Origin of the sequence: Buttiauxella massiliensis (assembly GCF_902500225.1) — a bacterium.
Classification (GTDB): Bacteria; Pseudomonadota; Gammaproteobacteria; order Enterobacterales; family Enterobacteriaceae; genus Buttiauxella; species Buttiauxella massiliensis.
Genome location: NZ_LR722661.1, coordinates 59051 through 74335, shown reverse-complemented (window position 1 = coordinate 74335; position 15285 = coordinate 59051). Strand labels below are relative to the sequence as shown.

Sequence of the window (15285 nt, the reverse complement as noted above, 5' to 3'; positions counted from 1 at the left end):
GCTATAAAATATCGAGGAAGTATCTATGTCTAAAATGACTGGTTTAGTAAAATGGTTTAACCCAGAAAAAGGTTTCGGCTTCATCACTCCTGACAATGGTAGCAAAGATGTGTTCGTTCACTTCTCTGCCATTCAGAGCAATGATTTCAAAACTCTGGACGAAGGCCAGAAAGTTGAGTTCTCTGTTGAGAACGGCGCTAAAGGTCCATCAGCAACTAACGTTGTTGCTCTGTAAGACTGCTAACGCATACTAAGACTGACGCATGCGAAGACGGTGAATAACCCGAGCCGTTAAGTCGAAGTGAATAAACCCGCCTGGTGCGGGTTTTTTGTTGTCTGAATTTCCTGAATCCCACCTTTTTTCCTTATTATCAATGCCATATATCTTCTGTGGTTACTCAATTATTTACATTAAATAACGCTGCACCCTCAGTTGGTTTACACCAGGTAGACTATGCTTCCAGTGAAATATACTTATTTCAGCTTCGCATGCATTAATAACTGGAGTTTTTTATGGGCTTTTGGCGTATTGTTTTTACGATTATTTTACCACCGCTTGGTGTCTTACTGGGTAAAGGGTTCGGTTGGGCATTTCTTTTGAATATTGTACTAACGCTACTGGGTTACATCCCTGGCCTGATTCATGCGTTCTGGGTGCAAAGCCGCGATAAATAAAATAAAACATGCAGGCTAGTTTTTTACGTACGTTACGCAAACTATATAAAGTGGCGTAATGTACGAGCGGCAACCCTACTTGCCGCGTTCCTCGCATTACCACTCATCACCACCCTGTTTACATTTTCGCCTAAGAATGTTCTGATATAGCCAATTATTTAATGAGCTTCAGAGTCACTTTATGTTTCAGTTAAAACCGGGAATGCTGGCAATAATCATCGGTTCCCGTACTGCCGCCGGGCGTGTGAATGTGGGCAAATCAGTCGAGCTTTTTGGGCTGTGTGGGCCGGGTGAAAGCTTTTTGAACCCAGTAACCGGTGTGGTGACACAACTCCCACATGATGCGAATTATCCGCTGTGGCTGGTCACGGGCAATGTCGTGGCATTTGATGGTCGCGAAGGTTATACCTTTGTTCGCGGCGAATATTTGATGCCACTGGATAAGACATTATTGCCTGAGGTTGATGAAGCGCAGGTGGTTTATTAAAGAGTATGATGGCAGAGGAGGTGAGCTACTCGCAACTATTGCCTTCATTCACGACTATCAGCCGTTAGCCTTATCTAGCTCGTCGACTCTGGCAATCAGTTCGACGAGTTCAGTTTCCGCATAAACTTCGATACCGTGCTGTCGCAACAATGCGGCTGCAACGCCCATTCCAGGCTGCGTTACCCCCTGAAAAGAACCATCATAAATTTTCTGACTGCCACAGGTAGGGCTGCCATCCGTCATTAAAGCCAGCTGGCACCCGGAATCTTGTGCGGTTTTTAACGCAAGCCATGCGGCTAATAAATAGTGCTGGCTGACGTCCGTCCCATCACTTTCCAGAATGGTTGCCATGCCTTTTAGTGCTTGCTGCCCGCCGCCGCCAACCAACTCTGCCGGGAGTCGCGGCGTTGCAAGCCCCGCGGCTAATTCCGGACAATGAACGACCAGACGTTGCTCTTGCTGCCAGCGTGCTAACACCTCTGCAATCAGCGGTTTATCTTGACCGTTATAGCGAATTTTAAAGCCCATCAGGCAGGCACTGACCAGTATTTTTGTTTTCATTACATCACGCAGAAGTGAGAGACAGAGCACGTTACTACAGTATGTTGTGCTTACGCCACCCTGCTAATTTTGGGCGTTGCAGGGCAAAAGGTAATGGCATACTCTATCATTCCTTATGTAGTAGATGCTGTTAAACATAAGGATAATCAATTAAATGCCTCCATTACCTTTGAAACAAACCCTTCGCGTTGCGCTGGTTGGTGACTATAACCCGTCGGTCATTGCACATCAGGCTATTCCTCTTGCTTTAGATAATGCTGCTGAATATGTTGGCGTCACTGTTGACTACGATTGGTTGCCAACACCAGAAGTCAAAAGTCCGGAAGACCTGGTGGGGTATGACGCTATCTGGTGTGTTCCAGCCAGTCCTTATCAGAATGAGGGGGGTGCTTTTTTGGCAATTCGTTTTGCCCGAGAGAACCAGATTCCATTCCTGGGAACCTGCGGTGGGTTCCAGCACGCAATTATCGAGTACGCGCGAAACGTAATGGGCTGGGAAGATGCTGGTCATGCGGAAACTGAAACCCAGGGCCGACTGATTATTGCGCCACTCATCTGCTCGCTGGTGGAGAAATCCGACGTTATAGAACTCGAAGCCAACTCAATAAGTGCTAAAGCGTATGGCAGGGGGAGAATTGAGGAAGGCTACCATTGTAATTACGGGATAGCCGAAAATTTTGCCGAACAGCTGAGTCAGTCTCAACTACATGCTACTGGGTGGGATGGAGAAGGTGATATTCGTGTCGTTGAGTTAAGGGCGCATCCCTTTTTCGTTGCAACGCTTTTCCAGCATGAGCGTAACGCCCTGAAGGACAAACCTGCGCCGCTGGTTGAGGCGTTGCTCATAGCGGCGCAGCGTTAGTCAGGAAGAGTGATGAGAACGAGCTGGGCTGATCTCCGCATCACGCCCGGCGAGGCTACCGAATACCGCCATCACGCATGCCAGCACCGCGCAGCCAAGTAACGGCAGGCTCCACTGGCCAGTAATATCGTGAACTTTCCCCATGACTGGCGGGCCGAACGCCGCCAGTAAATAACCGACGCATTGTGCCATGCCAGACAGCGCCGCCGCCTGGTGCACACTGTTAGCACGCAAACCGATAAACGTCAGGCCGAGGATCATCGTCGCACCGGTGCCAAAACCAAATAACACCACCCAGAGGCTGGCAAGAGCTGGCATCAACAGTAAGCCGATGGCGCTGGCCGCGCACAGCAAAGCCATCAGGATCGCGATCCCTCGTTGATCTTTCAGGCGGCTTAGCATCAAACCAATCAGCAGACCCGGTGCGGCGGTCGCCAGTTGCATCAGCCCGTGGAGTGAACCGGCTTGCGCTTCGCTATAACCGTGGCTGATAAGTATCGAAGGCAACCAGCCAATCACGACATAATAAATTAGCGAGTTAATACCCAGGAAAAGCGTGACCTGCCACGCCAGCGCGGATGTCCAGATCCCACGACTATGGAGAACGTTACTTGAACTCAACGCAGCTTTGGTGTGGTTCGATAGCTGTGGCAGCCAGATAAGCAAAGCGACGATTGGGAAAATCATTAACGCCATTAGTGCACCGGGCCAGCCGTAACCATGCTGTGCGATCGGGACCACCATCATTGAGCCAATCGCCGCCGCAACGCCCATGGTCAGAGAATACGCGCCAGTCAGGCGTGCGACCTGGCCTGGAAAATCACGCTTAATCAGGCCGGGTAATAGCACATTACCCATCGCAATCCCGCAGCCAATAACGGCGGTGCCGATAAATAACAGTGCAGTATTTCCTGCAGAGCGAAGTGCTATCCCCCCGCAGATAATCACCATGGCAGCAAACAGGCTGCGTTCAATACCGAAGCGGCGGGCAATACCTGCAGCTAGTGGAGAAACTATCGCAAACGCTAATAGCGGGAGAGTGGTAAGAATGCCCGTTTGTGCCGTAGTCAGCCCAAAAGTATCGCGAATCATATCCAGCAATGGTGCCGCGCCGGTAAACGTAACGCGAAGGGTTGTGGCAATCATTAAAATGCCGAGCAGCAACAAGCCGTGTTTTTTCACGCTTGTGGAAGAAATTGACGTCATAGAAATATCCCTTAATACGAAGCGCTCAAGATACACGCTTTAGGAATGGATGAAATCAACGTAAAATGCCAGTTTATCCCTAAATTCGGACAAGGTTATGGAGCGCGGTTTAGCCCTCGAAGGTTTCGACCCTGATAGCAATTGCCAGCCTGCGCAGGCATTTCGCATCCTGGTATCAGAAAGTGAGAACGAAATTGCCTTCCATCAGCATAGAAAAGGGCAGCTAATTCTGGCTTTGCACGGTGGGATTACCTGTGAAGTTGAGCAGGCGCTGTGGATGGTGCCAACTCAGCATGCGGTCTGGATCCCCGGAGAAATGCCTCACAGTAACCGGGCCACGGCTAATGCACGCCTGTGTTTTCTGTTTATTGAACCGGGGGCGGTAGAGATGCCCGCTCAATGCTGCACCCTGAGAATTTCACCGTTGGTTCGCGAGCTTATCCTGCATCTGACTGAACAACATGAAGGTGATTTATCGCAGCCCACAACTCAAAGACTGGTGCAGGTTTTGTTTGATGAGCTGCCGCGCCAGGCGGTAGAGCCACTGCATTTACCGATGTCAGGGCATCCGAAGATTCGCTTTATCGCTGACCAACTGGCGCAGCATCCGCAGCAGCGTCAGACTCTGCAACAATGGGCTTCACAACTGGCGATGAGTGAGCGCAATCTGGCCCGTCTGGTGGTGAAAGAGACAGGGCTTAGTTTTCGGCGCTGGCGGCAACAGTTGCAATTAATCATCGCGCTGAGGTTATTAATTAGTGGTTCGTCTGTGCAACAGGTGGCGAGCGAACTCGGGTATGACTCGACCAACGCCTTTATCACCATGTTTAAGAAAGCGCTTGGCAACACGCCAGGGCGTTACCTTGCATCACTGGAACCACAGTAGCGCTGTTACTGTTTCCCGATGATTAGTGAAACCAGTCCGGCTGCGATAAGCGGCCCTACAGGTACACCGCGGAATAGAGCTACGCCAAGAACAGTGCCTACTAAAAGGCCCGCCACTAAACTCGGCTGGCTACTCATGAGTGTAACGCCACGCCCGCCAAGCCATGAAACAAACACACCCACAGCGATAGCAACCAGAGATTTCCAGTTGGTGAAAGAGTGCAAAAGGGTACTGGCGGGCAGAGTGCCACTGGCAATCGGGGCCATCACACCGATAGTCAGAATAATTATCCCCACAGTCAGACCCTGCTTTTCAATCCACGGGAAAAAATGACTTAAAGGCGTTACGCGGACAATAATCAGTACCAGAATTGATACAGCAACGGTGGTGTTATGGCTGACAAACCCAAGCCCGGCGAGAGCCAGCAGGATTAATAACGTGGAGTCGAAAATCATTTTTGTTCCTTGCGAAATATAATAAGAGAAAACTATTTTTATTGTTATTAACCACTTTACGCGCAGGAGGGTTATGGCGTCAGCCTTTTTAAGTTATTCCCTGTGCTTTTGTGCAAATGCATGATGTTTATTGATATTGCAGGTTTTTCGCAGGTTATGTCTTTGCTGAGGAATATAAAAAATAAAATGACTTTATTTGAGGGATATAAAGAAAATCAGCCAGTATAAGGCTGGCTGATTTTGGGGTTAGTTGTAACTTTTACTCGCCTGCTTTTGGAAAAGCTCACGGAATACAGGGTAGATATCATCCTGGTCGCGAATATGCTGCATCGCGAAGTTATCAAACGTAGATTGTAAATCCTCATATTCGCGCCACAAGGTTTGGTGGGCGCGGCGCGTAATTTCGATGTAACTATAATAACGCACCATTGGCAGTAATTTCTTCGCCAGTAATTCATGACACAACGGCGAATCATCTGCCCAGTTATCACCATCAGAAGCTTGTGCGGCGTAAATATTCCACAGTGCCGGGTCGTAGCGCTCCTTCATGACTTCATCCATCAGTTTCAGTGCGCTTGAGACAATCGTACCCCCCGTTTCCTGCGAGTAAAAGAACTCGTGCTCATCGACCTCTTTGGCCTGGGTGTGGTGGCGAATATAAACTACTTCCACGTTTTTATAGGTTCGACTCAGGAACAGATAGAGCAAAATATAAAAGCGTTTTGCCATATCCTTGGTGGCCTGGTCCATCGAACCTGAAACATCCATCAAACAGAACATTACCGCCTGGCTTGAAGGCTCAGGGCGTTTTTCGTAGTTTTTGTAGCGTAAATCGAAGGTATCGATAAACGGCACACGGGCTATTTTCTCGCGCAGTTCGGCAATCTCTTTGCGCAAGCGTTCTTCTTCAAGCAACTGCGCGGGTTCGCTGTTGCTCACCGTTTCAAGATTGTCTTCAAGTTCGTGTAACTGACGCCGTTTACCGGCAGTCATTGCAGTGCGGCGTGCCAGTGAGTTTTGCAATGAACGAACAACACTGATATTCGCCGGTACACCATTGGAGGTGTAACCCGCACGGTGTGATTTAAACTCGGTTATCTGGCGATGCTGATTCTTTTTCAGATTCGGCAAGGCCAGGTCTTCAAACAATAAGTCGAGATATTCATCTTTAGAGATTTGAAAGACGAACTCATCCTGGCCTTCACCATCCTGACTTGCCTGGCCCTGGCCACCACCTGAACCGCCACCACCACCTTGCGGGCGCTCGATACGGTCGTTCTGTACAAAGTGATCGTTACCCGGGTGAACACGATGGCGCAGTCCACCACGCCCCTGATGAAACATCGGTTCGCTAATATCTTCACTTGGGATAGAGACGGATTCGCCGCTGTCCACGTCGGTTACCGAACGCTTGTTGATGGCCTCGGAAATCGACTGTTTAATCTGAGCTTTATAACGGCGTAAAAAACGCTGGCGATTTACCGCGCTTTTATTTTTTCCGTTCAGTCGCCTGTCAATAAAATAGGCCATATTTCCCCCAAACTTCTTTGCCAACTGCGCAGGGGTGCCACGGTTGTGGCACCCATTTTGACTTAGACGTTATGAAGATTTGCGCACCCGCAGATACCATTCGCACAGCAGACGGACTTGTTTGCGGGTATAGCCTTTCTCCATCATACGATCGACAAAGTCATCGTGTTTCTTCTGCTCGTCGGTCGAGGTTTTGGCATTGAACGAGATAACGGGCAGCAGCTCTTCGGTATTCGAGAACATTTTCTTCTCGATAACCGTGCGCAGCTTCTCGTAGCTGGTCCAGTTAGGGTTACGACCATTATTGTTGGCGCGAGCACGCAGCACGAAGTTAACGATCTCATTACGGAAATCTTTCGGGTTGCTGATTCCAGCCGGTTTTTCAATTTTTTCCAGTTCCGCGTTCAGGGATTCACGGTCAAACAACTGGCCGGTATCCGGGTCGCGGTACTCCTGATCCTGAATCCAGAAGTCAGCGTAGGTTACATAACGGTCGAAAATGTTTTGCCCGTACTCTGAGTAAGATTCGAGGTACGCCGTCTGAATCTCTTTACCGATAAATTCAGCGTATTTAGGGATCAGATAGCCTTTCAAGTGCTCAAGATATTTCTCTGCAATATCCTGCGGGAACTGCTCGCGCTCTATCTGCTGCTCCAGGACGTAGAACAGGTGTACAGGGTTGGCAGCTACTTCCACGTGGTCAAAGTTGAACACACGGGAGAGGATTTTGAACGCAAAACGTGTTGACAGCCCGTTCATGCCTTCGTCTACACCGGCGTAATCACGATACTCCTGGTAGGATTTCGCTTTCGGGTCGGTATCTTTCAGACTTTCACCGTCATATACCCGCATTTTGGAGTAAATGCTGGAGTTTTCCGGCTCTTTCAAACGCGACAGAATCGAGAAGCGTGACAGCGTTTCCAGTGTGCCAGGGGCGCATGGCGCGTGCAGCAACTCACTGTGGGTCAACAGTTTTTCGTAGATCTTAATCTCTTCGGAAATACGCAGGCAATAAGGCACTTTGACAATGTAAACACGGTCAAGGAACGCCTCATTGTTTTTGTTGTTACGGAACGTCACCCACTCAGATTCGTTGGAGTGAGCCAGAATAATGCCGTTAAACGGCAGGGCGGAAATGCCTTCGGTCCCGTTATAGTTCCCCTCCTGAGTTGCGGTCAGCAACGGGTGAAGCACCTTGATTGGGGCTTTGAACATCTCAACGAATTCCATGATGCCCTGGTTTGCACGGCACAGAGCACCGGAATAGCCATAAGCATCAGGATCGTTCTGCGCGTGGTTTTCCAGTTTACGAATATCAACTTTACCGACAAGCGCCGAAATATCCTGGTTGTTCTCGTCACCGGGTTCAGTTTTGGCAATCGCGATTTGCGCCAGAATCGATGGCCAGACTTTCACCACGCGGAATTTGGTGATATCGCCACCAAACTCATGCAGCCGTTTTGCCGCCCACGGTGACATAATCGTGCCGAGGTATCGCGTTGGGACGCCGTACTCTTTTTCCAGAATAGAGGCATCTTCCTGTGGGTTGAACAGGCACAGCGGGTGGTCATTCACCGGACTGCGTTCACCGTTGGCACTCAATGTGTAAATCGGCACACGCTGCATCAATGCTTTCAGACGTTCAGCGAGTGAGGACTTACCACCACCGACCGGCCCGAGTAAATAGAGTATCTGTTTCTTCTCTTCCAGCCCCTGGGCTGCGTGTTTGAGATAGGCAACAATCTGCTCGATGGCTTCTTCCATGCCATAGAACTCTTCAAACGCCGGGTAACGGGAAATCACACGGTTCGAAAAGAGACGGGATAGCCGTGGCTCAGTGGCAGTATCCACCATCACTGGCTCACCAATGGCCATCAATAGCCTTTCTGCCGCGTTAGCATAGGCACTGCGATCTTGCTTACATACAGCAAGAAACTCCTGCAGTGTGAACTCTTCGTCCTTGGCAGCTTCATAACGCTGGCGATAGTGATCGAATATATTCATGGCATGCCGTCCTTTCGTTTTTAGCACAGGTTAGAGAGCCGAAGGTAATAGTAATGGGGGCTCCCGGAAGACGTCTCCTGAATCTTGAGCAACCCTTATGCCAACTTCGTTAGTGGCAGTTTTATTGCTGCGTTCAGCGTATTTCATCTTCCTAAAATAAAGCGTAGATGGCATTTGCAAAACTTGCATACGGCCACAAGCCAATTTCAATGACATATCAATAACTCATCCATTTATTTCTCCTTTTGTTGTTAAAGGAAGCTACGGCGTTCATATGTCGTTCATAAAAATGAAAAGAAGGTGAAACCTGTATGCGAGATGTTGATAAGTTGCTTTTAGGTTTAATTTGAGTAAAAAATTTGGGGTGAAGAGCTTGGGAGGTTACACTCTTACCGCTGATTATTTGATTAAAGGACTTAATGGATTGTGAGCAAATTCAAAATTCTGACATTAGGGGCGTTGCTTGCCTCATCTTTTTCTGTTGTGCATGCCGCTGACGGCCCATGGTCTTTAGGCGCTGCAGCCCTTGTTACCCCAAACCCATATAAAGGCGATCAGGATCGTGTGTATCCAGTTCCGATGGTGGGTTACGAAGGCGATAGTTTTTATTTGCGTGGTTTAAATGCGGGTTACTATCTGTGGAACGATAAGACCGACAAACTTTCTATCACTGCTTATTACTCTCCGCTCTTTTTCCGTGCGAAAGACAGTGATTCCAAAAGTATGCGTCAGTTAGACAACCGCAAAGCTACGCTGATGGCGGGTCTGTCATATGTGCATTACACCGATTACGGTTTCTTACGCACTGTGCTGGCAGGCGATACGTTGGATAATAGCAATGGGGTCACGTGGGATACCGCATGGTTATATCGCTATAACAGCGACAGATTGACGTTGACACCGGGTATCGGGATTACATGGAGCAGCGAAAACCAGAACGAATACTATTATGGCGTGAGTAAGAAAGAGTCCCTGCGTAGTGGCTTAGATTCTTATGATCCTGACGATAGCTGGTCACCATATGTTGAGTTGTCTGTTAACTACAAACTGACTGATAGCTGGAATGTGTTTGGTATGGGCCGTTATATACGCCTGACCGATGAAGTCACCAACAGCCCGATGATTGATAAAGAGTGGACGGGTGTATTGATGACTGGCGTAACGTACAGTTTCTGATAGTGCAATTTGTGCATTAATACGGGGCGCTTGCGCCCCGTTTGCATTATGTTGGTGCAATCATTTAAGGAGCGGTGTCATGACAAAACAAATTTCCTTTTCTGAATCAAAATTGTTGCCGGCCATTGGGCAAGGGACCTGGTATATGGGTGAAAACGCGGCTCAGCGAATGGATGAAGTTAATGCCCTACGAGCGGGCATTGACCTTGGCCTGAGACTTATCGACACCGCCGAAATGTACGCGGATGGCGAAGCGGAAAAAGTGGTGGGTGAAGCTATTAGCGGCAGACGAGATGAGGTTTTCCTCGTTTCAAAAGTGTACCCATGGAATGCGTCGGGGCAGCAGGCAATTGCCGCCTGTGAGGCGAGCCTGAAAAGGCTAAAAACAGATTATCTCGACCTCTATTTACTGCACTGGCGAGGTGATATCCCCCCGCAAGATACGGTCAGTGTTATGCAGCAACTGATTGAGCATGGCAAAATTCGCTGCTGGGGTGTTTCGAATCTCGACTATGCAGATATGCAGGAGTTATGGAATACGGCTGGTGGGCGCGGATGTGCTACCAACCAGGTGCTTTACCACCTTGCATCTCGCGGGATTGAACATGATTTACTGCCATGGTGCCAGCAACAACATATGCCTGTTATGGCTTATTGCCCGTTAGCTCAAGCTGGACGTTTGCGTAGTGGGTTGATGAACCATCCGGCGCTCAATGAGTTGGCAAACCGTAAGGGTGTGAGCGTCGCGCAGCTATTACTGGCGTGGGTCATTCACCATGATGGTGTGATGGCCATTCCGAAAGCGGGGAGTGTGGCGCATGTGAAAGAAAATGCGGCGGCACTCGAAATTGCCTTGAGTCAGGAAGAAATAGCACTGATGGAAAAGGCGTTCCCGGCACCGGGCCGCAAAACGCCTTTAGATATGGTTTAAGCTTTTTTCGCTACACGAATAGTTGTCGCTAAACGAGCTGGTTTATCAGCGGCCGCTTTCTGTGTTGCGCTTGCACATGCGGTTTCCACACACACAAAAGTCTTGTAACCATCATCTGGCATATCTGCCATAGAAGTAGACAGTGCCGGGCCTGGGTTCCAGCCAACCACATTGACGTGGTGGTGGTGAACAACGTCAATGGTGCGGTTCATGCTCGCATCATGAATGACGCTGCATTCTTCTGGGTCCAGATAAACACGGTCTGTGCGATCCGGGAAGGTCTGCACGCCGTCGGTTAACTGACCTTCAGAAGCGTTAAGCACTTTATCAATATACTTGATACCCAGACCACTCACTTTCACATCAGCAATATCGCCAACGTTGAAATAAGTATGCAGAGCGGAGTTAACTTCGAACTCGCCGTGCGCTTCCAGTTCCATCTCACAGGTTTTACCCAGTTTGTAACGAGCATACAGGGTAAAGTCATGTGGCCAGTACTTGCGAGTCGCATCGCTGCTTTGCAATTCGAAGGTCAGTGCAACGCCGCTTTCATCTTCGTTATGCGCAGTCAGAGTCCATGGCAGGTTGCGGGCAAAACCGTGCGCTGGCAGGTCTGCTTGTGCACCTGGGCCAAACCATGGCCAGCAGATGGGCACGCCGCCACGAATAGCGGTGCCGTGTTTGAACGGTGTGTTGCCGCTAAGCCAAAGCACTTCTTCTTCACCTGCTGGTTTCCATGACAACAGGTGTGCGCCTTGCAAAGTCACAGCACCACGAGCTTGTGGATGTTCAACCACGATAACTTCCAGCTCATCAATCTGACGGCGGGAAATAGAAGGAGTGATTTGTTCAATTACTGGAAGGGCAAAAATTTTGTTAATCATTGACTCACCTATCAATCGAAGGCAAAAAAAAGGCGACCGCATGGGTCGCCTTCAGGACTAATAGCTCATCTCAACTTATTTGGAGATGTGAGCGATCAGGTCCAGTACTTTGTTTGAGTAGCCAGTTTCGTTGTCGTACCAGGAAACCAGTTTCACAAAGTGGTCGTTCAGTGCGATACCAGCTTTAGCATCGAACACAGAAGTACAGATTTCGCCGTTGAAATCAGTAGATACAACGTCGTCTTCGGTGTAACCCAGAACGCCTTTCATTGGGCCTTCAGAAGCCGCTTTGATTGCTTTCTTGATTTCTTCGTAAGACGCAGCTTTTTCCAGACGAACGGTCAGGTCAACTACAGACACGTTTGGAGTTGGAACGCGGAACGCCATACCAGTGATTTTACCGTTCAGCTCTGGCAGTACAACGCCTACAGCTTTAGCAGCACCGGTAGAAGAAGGGATGATGTTCTGAGCTGCGCCGCGGCCGCCGCGCCAGTCTTTGTGAGACGGGCCATCAACAGTTTTCTGAGTAGCGGTAGTTGCGTGAACAGTGGTCATCAGGCCTTCAACGATACCGAAGTTGTCGTTGATAACTTTAGCCAGTGGAGCCAGGCAGTTAGTGGTGCAAGATGCGTTAGAAACGATATCCTGGCCAGCATATTTCTCGAAGTTAGCACCTTTAACGAACATAGGAGTGCTGTCTTTAGAAGGACCAGTCAGAACAACCTTTTTAGCGCCAGCAGTGATGTGCTTACGAGCAGTTTCGTCAGTCAGGAACAGACCAGTTGCTTCAGCAACAACGTCTACGTTGACTTCGTTCCACTTCAGGTTAGCCGGGTCACGTTCTGCGGTAACACGGATAGTTTTGCCGTTAACAACCAGGTGGCCGTCTTTGACTTCTACAGTGCCGTTGAAACGACCGTGAGTTGAGTCGTACTTCAGCATGTAAGCCATGTATTCAGCGTCTAACAGGTCGTTGATTGCAACGATCTCGATGTCAGAACGTTCCTGAGCAGCACGGAAAACAATACGGCCGATACGGCCAAAACCGTTGATACCTACTTTGATAGTCATATATTCCACCAGCTATTTGTTAGTGAATAAAAGGTTGCCTGTAAAATTACAAAAACCTTACTCAGCGTCAAGCGGAATCGTGTCAATCATTGCGACAAATCAATCCTATGGACATCATTTGAACGACTGAACCGCCTCGCGCTTCCCTTTTGGCTCTTTATCCAAATGGGGACGATGCGAGGAATTTTAAAGGACCATTCCAACAAGAATGTGACGGCGATCACAATTGACGCTGCGCCAGAAATTCAGGGCTAAGTTTAGAACAAAAAACAGCACGGCGTTGTTAATTTTTTGTTAGAATCATGCTGTTATCAGTTACAGTTCCCACTGCCCGAGATGTACGCATATGGCTAACCAATTACCTCCTGATTTATCGAAAAAAAACCTTTCTGAGATGCAGTTTTATGTCACCCAGAAGCATGGCACTGAGCCACCGTTTTCCGGGCGTCTGCTGCATAACAAACGGGAAGGGGTGTATCACTGCCTGGTCTGCGACGCACCATTGTTTATGTCAGAGTCTAAGTATGACTCAGGCTGCGGCTGGCCTAGCTTCTATGAACCAGTAAGCGACAGCGCTATTAACTACATCAAGGACTTCTCACATGGTATGGAGCGGATTGAAATCCGCTGCGGCAATTGTGAAGCCCACTTAGGCCATGTTTTCCCGGATGGCCCGCAGCCAACAGGTGAACGTTACTGCGTGAATTCAGCCTCATTAAACTTCACCGACGACCAAAACGGTGAGCAAATCGAAGGTTGAAAAATCGATTCAGCAAATTATTCCACAGGAACTTGCCACATGATGAACCTGGACGAGATGTTAGAAGCAATGACACCGGAAGTTTATCAACGTCTGGTGACCGCCGTTGAGCTGGGAAAATGGCCAGACGGTGTGGCACTGACGCCCGATCAAAAAGAGAACAGTTTGCAATTAGTGATGATGTGGCAGACGCGTCATAACACTGACCCGCAGCATATGACCATCGGGACTGATGGCAACATCGTGATGAAGAGTAAGCAGCAGCTTAAAGCAGAGTTCGGCATTGAGCCTGCGCCGATTATGACGGTGAAGCTGTAAACTCAAAAAACTGGGTGGCACAGTTGCCGCCCAGTTTGATTTTGAAAATTAATGCTCCGTTTTAATGCCCAAATCTTTGGCTAACTCTTTTGCCAACTGATTATTGTCATCTGCGCCATACTCCCAGAACATCGCGCCACCCAATCCTTTAGCTTTGATGTACTCCGCTTTGGCCGCCACTGAACGTGGGTTCTCATACGAGATAGCAAACAGATCTTTGCCCTCGGCAGATTTCATTGTCAGATAAGGCACTTGCGCGTCGTTATCCCAGTGCTCAGTAAAACGTTTTTGCGGATCGTTGAGCATTTTGCTCACAATATCGTTGTATTTCAGATAAGTGTCTTTCGACAGATCCAGCCCAAACGATGTAAACACGGTTTTTTCCGGTGCACCAAAGTAGGGTTGGGTGACCGGGTTTTTAGCTGCGTCTGGTTTATCCCAGTCAATGCCTGGCTCCACTGCGCGCTTAGGTACGCGGCCATAGAAACCAATACCCAGATTTAGCTGCGCCGGTTTCATGCCCGCAGCAATGTAGTTACTCACCACATAATCAGCGCTGTACTTATCCGCTTTCGCAACTGTTGGCCAGGCTTTTGAGTCATAAAGATTCGAGTTGAAATACTGAGTGCCATACGCCATGTCGTAGGCCATCAGGTTGATGTAATCAAGCGCTGGCGCAATGGCTTTCATATCGACCCATTCGGTCGGGCCTTTCACGTTTGCAGCCACTGCAATGGTCAGTAATTTTTGTTTGCCCAGCGCAGTACGTAACTCATTGAGCAACGAAGTGAAGTTAGCGCGATCTTCCGGCATGCTGGCTACCAGACCCCACGCACCATTCACCGGATATTCCCAATCCAGATCGATACCATCCAGTCCGTATTTGGCAATAACGTCTTGTGCCGACCGGATAAACACTGCACGATTTTCAGGTGTTGCCGCGGCGCCTGAGAAGCCACGTGCTCCCCAGCCACCAACCGACAGTAAAACCTTCAACTGCGGATTTTGTTTCCGCAGCGCAGGGATCTTTTCAAGGTCTGAGATGACTTTTGGCGAGAGCCAAATTTGATGCAGTTTTGATGCGTCTTTCAGTGCCGCGTTGGTTTCGTCTTTCTCATCGTTGTAAATCAGGCCAAATGAGTAGTTGAGGTGGGTTATCTGGCGCACATCGAGTTTATTGATATCGCCACCAGGCCCGGCAGTAACATCACCGCCACCATTGAAATAACCGACGGAGAGGTAAGAGCTTGCTTGAGCCACACCGGCACAAGCGATTTGTATTACTGCCAGCAAGGGCAGCAGTTTACGCGTGAAGACCATAGGGTAGTTCCTCTTTGACGAGCAATATCGATTAAAAGCCTGACGTAACCCAGCGGGGCGTCAGGTAAAAAACACAGCTAACATGCTGCATTAATAAACAAATTCATTATGAGAGCGCTCTCAAAAATGAGCGAATAATAAAAGTTCAGAATGAGAGCG

At 48.9% G+C, this 15285-nt stretch carries 17 protein-coding genes; 9 read left to right on the top strand and 8 right to left on the bottom strand.

From position 1 onward, the window contains the following. Positions 1 to 25 precede the first annotated feature (25 nt). The 3 genes from cspE (at position 26) to GC128_RS18275 (ending at position 1162) form a co-directional block, all read left to right on the top strand. Complete coding sequence (gene cspE / locus GC128_RS18285; RefSeq protein WP_034456078.1) at positions 26 to 235, top strand: transcription antiterminator/RNA stability regulator CspE; 210 nt, start codon at positions 26 to 28, stop codon at positions 233 to 235. A 278-nt stretch (positions 236 to 513) separates the two neighbouring features. Next, positions 514 to 675, top strand: a complete 162-nt coding sequence (locus GC128_RS18280; RefSeq protein ID WP_064518094.1) for a YqaE/Pmp3 family membrane protein — start codon at positions 514 to 516, stop codon at positions 673 to 675. A 181-nt stretch (positions 676 to 856) separates the two neighbouring features. After that, positions 857 to 1162, top strand: coding sequence for a hypothetical protein (locus GC128_RS18275; RefSeq protein ID WP_151995484.1), 306 nt, complete (start codon positions 857 to 859; stop codon positions 1160 to 1162). A 57-nt stretch (positions 1163 to 1219) separates the two neighbouring features. Here the strand turns inward: GC128_RS18275 and GC128_RS18270 are convergent, their stop codons facing one another. Then, a complete protein-coding gene (locus GC128_RS18270; protein ID WP_151995483.1) occupies positions 1220 to 1723 on the bottom strand; it encodes a DUF523 domain-containing protein in 504 nt (167 codons plus the stop codon). Positions 1724 to 1877: 154 nt separating this feature from the next. Between GC128_RS18270 and GC128_RS18265 the strand changes: the two genes are divergently transcribed. Next, complete coding sequence (locus tag GC128_RS18265) at positions 1878 to 2585, top strand: CTP synthase C-terminal region-related (seleno)protein (protein WP_151995482.1); 708 nt, start codon at positions 1878 to 1880, stop codon at positions 2583 to 2585. On the opposite strand, the gene GC128_RS18260 is transcribed toward GC128_RS18265, so the two are convergent. Further along, entirely contained in the window at positions 2586 to 3791 is a 1206-nt protein-coding gene (locus GC128_RS18260) for a CynX/NimT family MFS transporter (RefSeq protein ID WP_151995481.1), read from the bottom strand. A 97-nt stretch (positions 3792 to 3888) separates the two neighbouring features. Between GC128_RS18260 and GC128_RS18255 the strand changes: the two genes are divergently transcribed. Beyond that, a complete protein-coding gene (locus tag GC128_RS18255; RefSeq protein ID WP_151995480.1) occupies positions 3889 to 4677 on the top strand; it encodes an AraC family transcriptional regulator in 789 nt (262 codons plus the stop codon). 5 nt (positions 4678 to 4682) lie between these two features. Here GC128_RS18255 and GC128_RS18250 read toward each other — a convergent pair whose 3' ends face one another. The 3 genes from GC128_RS18250 to yeaG all read right to left on the bottom strand — a co-directional run bounded on the left by GC128_RS18250 (position 4683) and on the right by yeaG (position 8666). After that, the gene (locus tag GC128_RS18250; RefSeq protein WP_151995523.1) at positions 4683 to 5129 is read right to left on the bottom strand and encodes a DUF441 domain-containing protein; all 447 of its coding nucleotides are present in this window, start codon (positions 5127 to 5129) and stop codon (positions 4683 to 4685) included. A gap of 249 nt (positions 5130 to 5378) precedes the next feature. After that, entirely contained in the window at positions 5379 to 6662 is a 1284-nt protein-coding gene (locus GC128_RS18245) for a YeaH/YhbH family protein (protein ID WP_151995479.1), read from the bottom strand. 69 nt (positions 6663 to 6731) lie between these two features. After that, the gene (gene yeaG, locus GC128_RS18240; RefSeq protein WP_151995478.1) at positions 6732 to 8666 is read right to left on the bottom strand and encodes a protein kinase YeaG; all 1935 of its coding nucleotides are present in this window, start codon (positions 8664 to 8666) and stop codon (positions 6732 to 6734) included. 426 nt (positions 8667 to 9092) lie between these two features. Here yeaG and GC128_RS18235 point away from each other — a divergent pair, with 426 nt between their 5' ends. Beyond that, positions 9093 to 9842, top strand: coding sequence for a MipA/OmpV family protein (locus tag GC128_RS18235; protein ID WP_151995477.1), 750 nt, complete (start codon positions 9093 to 9095; stop codon positions 9840 to 9842). A gap of 79 nt (positions 9843 to 9921) precedes the next feature. Continuing rightward, positions 9922 to 10773: an aldo/keto reductase gene (locus GC128_RS18230; protein WP_151995476.1), complete on the top strand. Its 852-nt coding sequence runs from the start codon at positions 9922 to 9924 to the stop codon at positions 10771 to 10773. Here GC128_RS18230 and GC128_RS18225 read toward each other — a convergent pair. Together GC128_RS18225 and gapA are read right to left on the bottom strand one after the other, a co-directional pair. Beyond that, the gene (locus GC128_RS18225; protein WP_151995475.1) at positions 10770 to 11657 is read right to left on the bottom strand and encodes a D-hexose-6-phosphate mutarotase; all 888 of its coding nucleotides are present in this window, start codon (positions 11655 to 11657) and stop codon (positions 10770 to 10772) included. The genes GC128_RS18230 and GC128_RS18225 overlap by 4 nt on opposite strands. Positions 11658 to 11732: 75 nt before the next feature. Next, positions 11733 to 12728, bottom strand: coding sequence for a glyceraldehyde-3-phosphate dehydrogenase (gene gapA / locus GC128_RS18220; protein ID WP_064518118.1), 996 nt, complete (start codon positions 12726 to 12728; stop codon positions 11733 to 11735). Positions 12729 to 13074: 346 nt separating this feature from the next. On the opposite strand from gapA, the gene msrB reads away from it, so the two are divergent. Then, positions 13075 to 13488 carry a peptide-methionine (R)-S-oxide reductase MsrB gene (gene msrB / locus GC128_RS18215; protein WP_151995474.1) on the top strand — a complete coding sequence of 138 codons (414 nt, stop codon included), beginning with the start codon at positions 13075 to 13077 and terminating at the stop codon, positions 13486 to 13488. A gap of 42 nt (positions 13489 to 13530) precedes the next feature. Next, positions 13531 to 13806: a YeaC family protein gene (locus tag GC128_RS18210; protein ID WP_122974001.1), complete on the top strand. Its 276-nt coding sequence runs from the start codon at positions 13531 to 13533 to the stop codon at positions 13804 to 13806. 48 nt (positions 13807 to 13854) lie between these two features. On the opposite strand, the gene GC128_RS18205 is transcribed toward GC128_RS18210, so the two are convergent. Next, entirely contained in the window at positions 13855 to 15126 is a 1272-nt protein-coding gene (locus GC128_RS18205; RefSeq protein WP_151995473.1) for a glycoside hydrolase family 18 protein, read from the bottom strand. Between the last annotated feature and the right edge of the window lie 159 nt (positions 15127 to 15285).

Coding starts and splice junctions, on each gene's coding strand:
- GC128_RS18260 (WP_151995481.1), bottom strand. CDS start 3,791: ATGACGTCAATTTCTTCCACAAGCGTGAAAAAACACGGCTTGTTGCTG.
- GC128_RS18230 (WP_151995476.1), top strand. CDS start 9,922: ATGACAAAACAAATTTCCTTTTCTGAATCAAAATTGTTGCCGGCCATT.
- GC128_RS18225 (WP_151995475.1), bottom strand. CDS start 11,657: ATGATTAACAAAATTTTTGCCCTTCCAGTAATTGAACAAATCACTCCT.
- GC128_RS18205 (WP_151995473.1), bottom strand. CDS start 15,126: ATGGTCTTCACGCGTAAACTGCTGCCCTTGCTGGCAGTAATACAAATC.
- msrB (WP_151995474.1), top strand. CDS start 13,075: ATGGCTAACCAATTACCTCCTGATTTATCGAAAAAAAACCTTTCTGAG.
- GC128_RS18265 (WP_151995482.1), top strand. CDS start 1,878: ATGCCTCCATTACCTTTGAAACAAACCCTTCGCGTTGCGCTGGTTGGT.
- GC128_RS18255 (WP_151995480.1), top strand. CDS start 3,889: ATGGAGCGCGGTTTAGCCCTCGAAGGTTTCGACCCTGATAGCAATTGC.
- GC128_RS18210 (WP_122974001.1), top strand. CDS start 13,531: ATGAACCTGGACGAGATGTTAGAAGCAATGACACCGGAAGTTTATCAA.
- GC128_RS18270 (WP_151995483.1), bottom strand. CDS start 1,723: ATGAAAACAAAAATACTGGTCAGTGCCTGCCTGATGGGCTTTAAAATT.
- gapA (WP_064518118.1), bottom strand. CDS start 12,728: ATGACTATCAAAGTAGGTATCAACGGTTTTGGCCGTATCGGCCGTATT.
- GC128_RS18275 (WP_151995484.1), top strand. CDS start 857: ATGTTTCAGTTAAAACCGGGAATGCTGGCAATAATCATCGGTTCCCGT.
- cspE (WP_034456078.1), top strand. CDS start 26: ATGTCTAAAATGACTGGTTTAGTAAAATGGTTTAACCCAGAAAAAGGT.
- GC128_RS18245 (WP_151995479.1), bottom strand. CDS start 6,662: ATGGCCTATTTTATTGACAGGCGACTGAACGGAAAAAATAAAAGCGCG.
- GC128_RS18280 (WP_064518094.1), top strand. CDS start 514: ATGGGCTTTTGGCGTATTGTTTTTACGATTATTTTACCACCGCTTGGT.
- yeaG (WP_151995478.1), bottom strand. CDS start 8,666: ATGAATATATTCGATCACTATCGCCAGCGTTATGAAGCTGCCAAGGAC.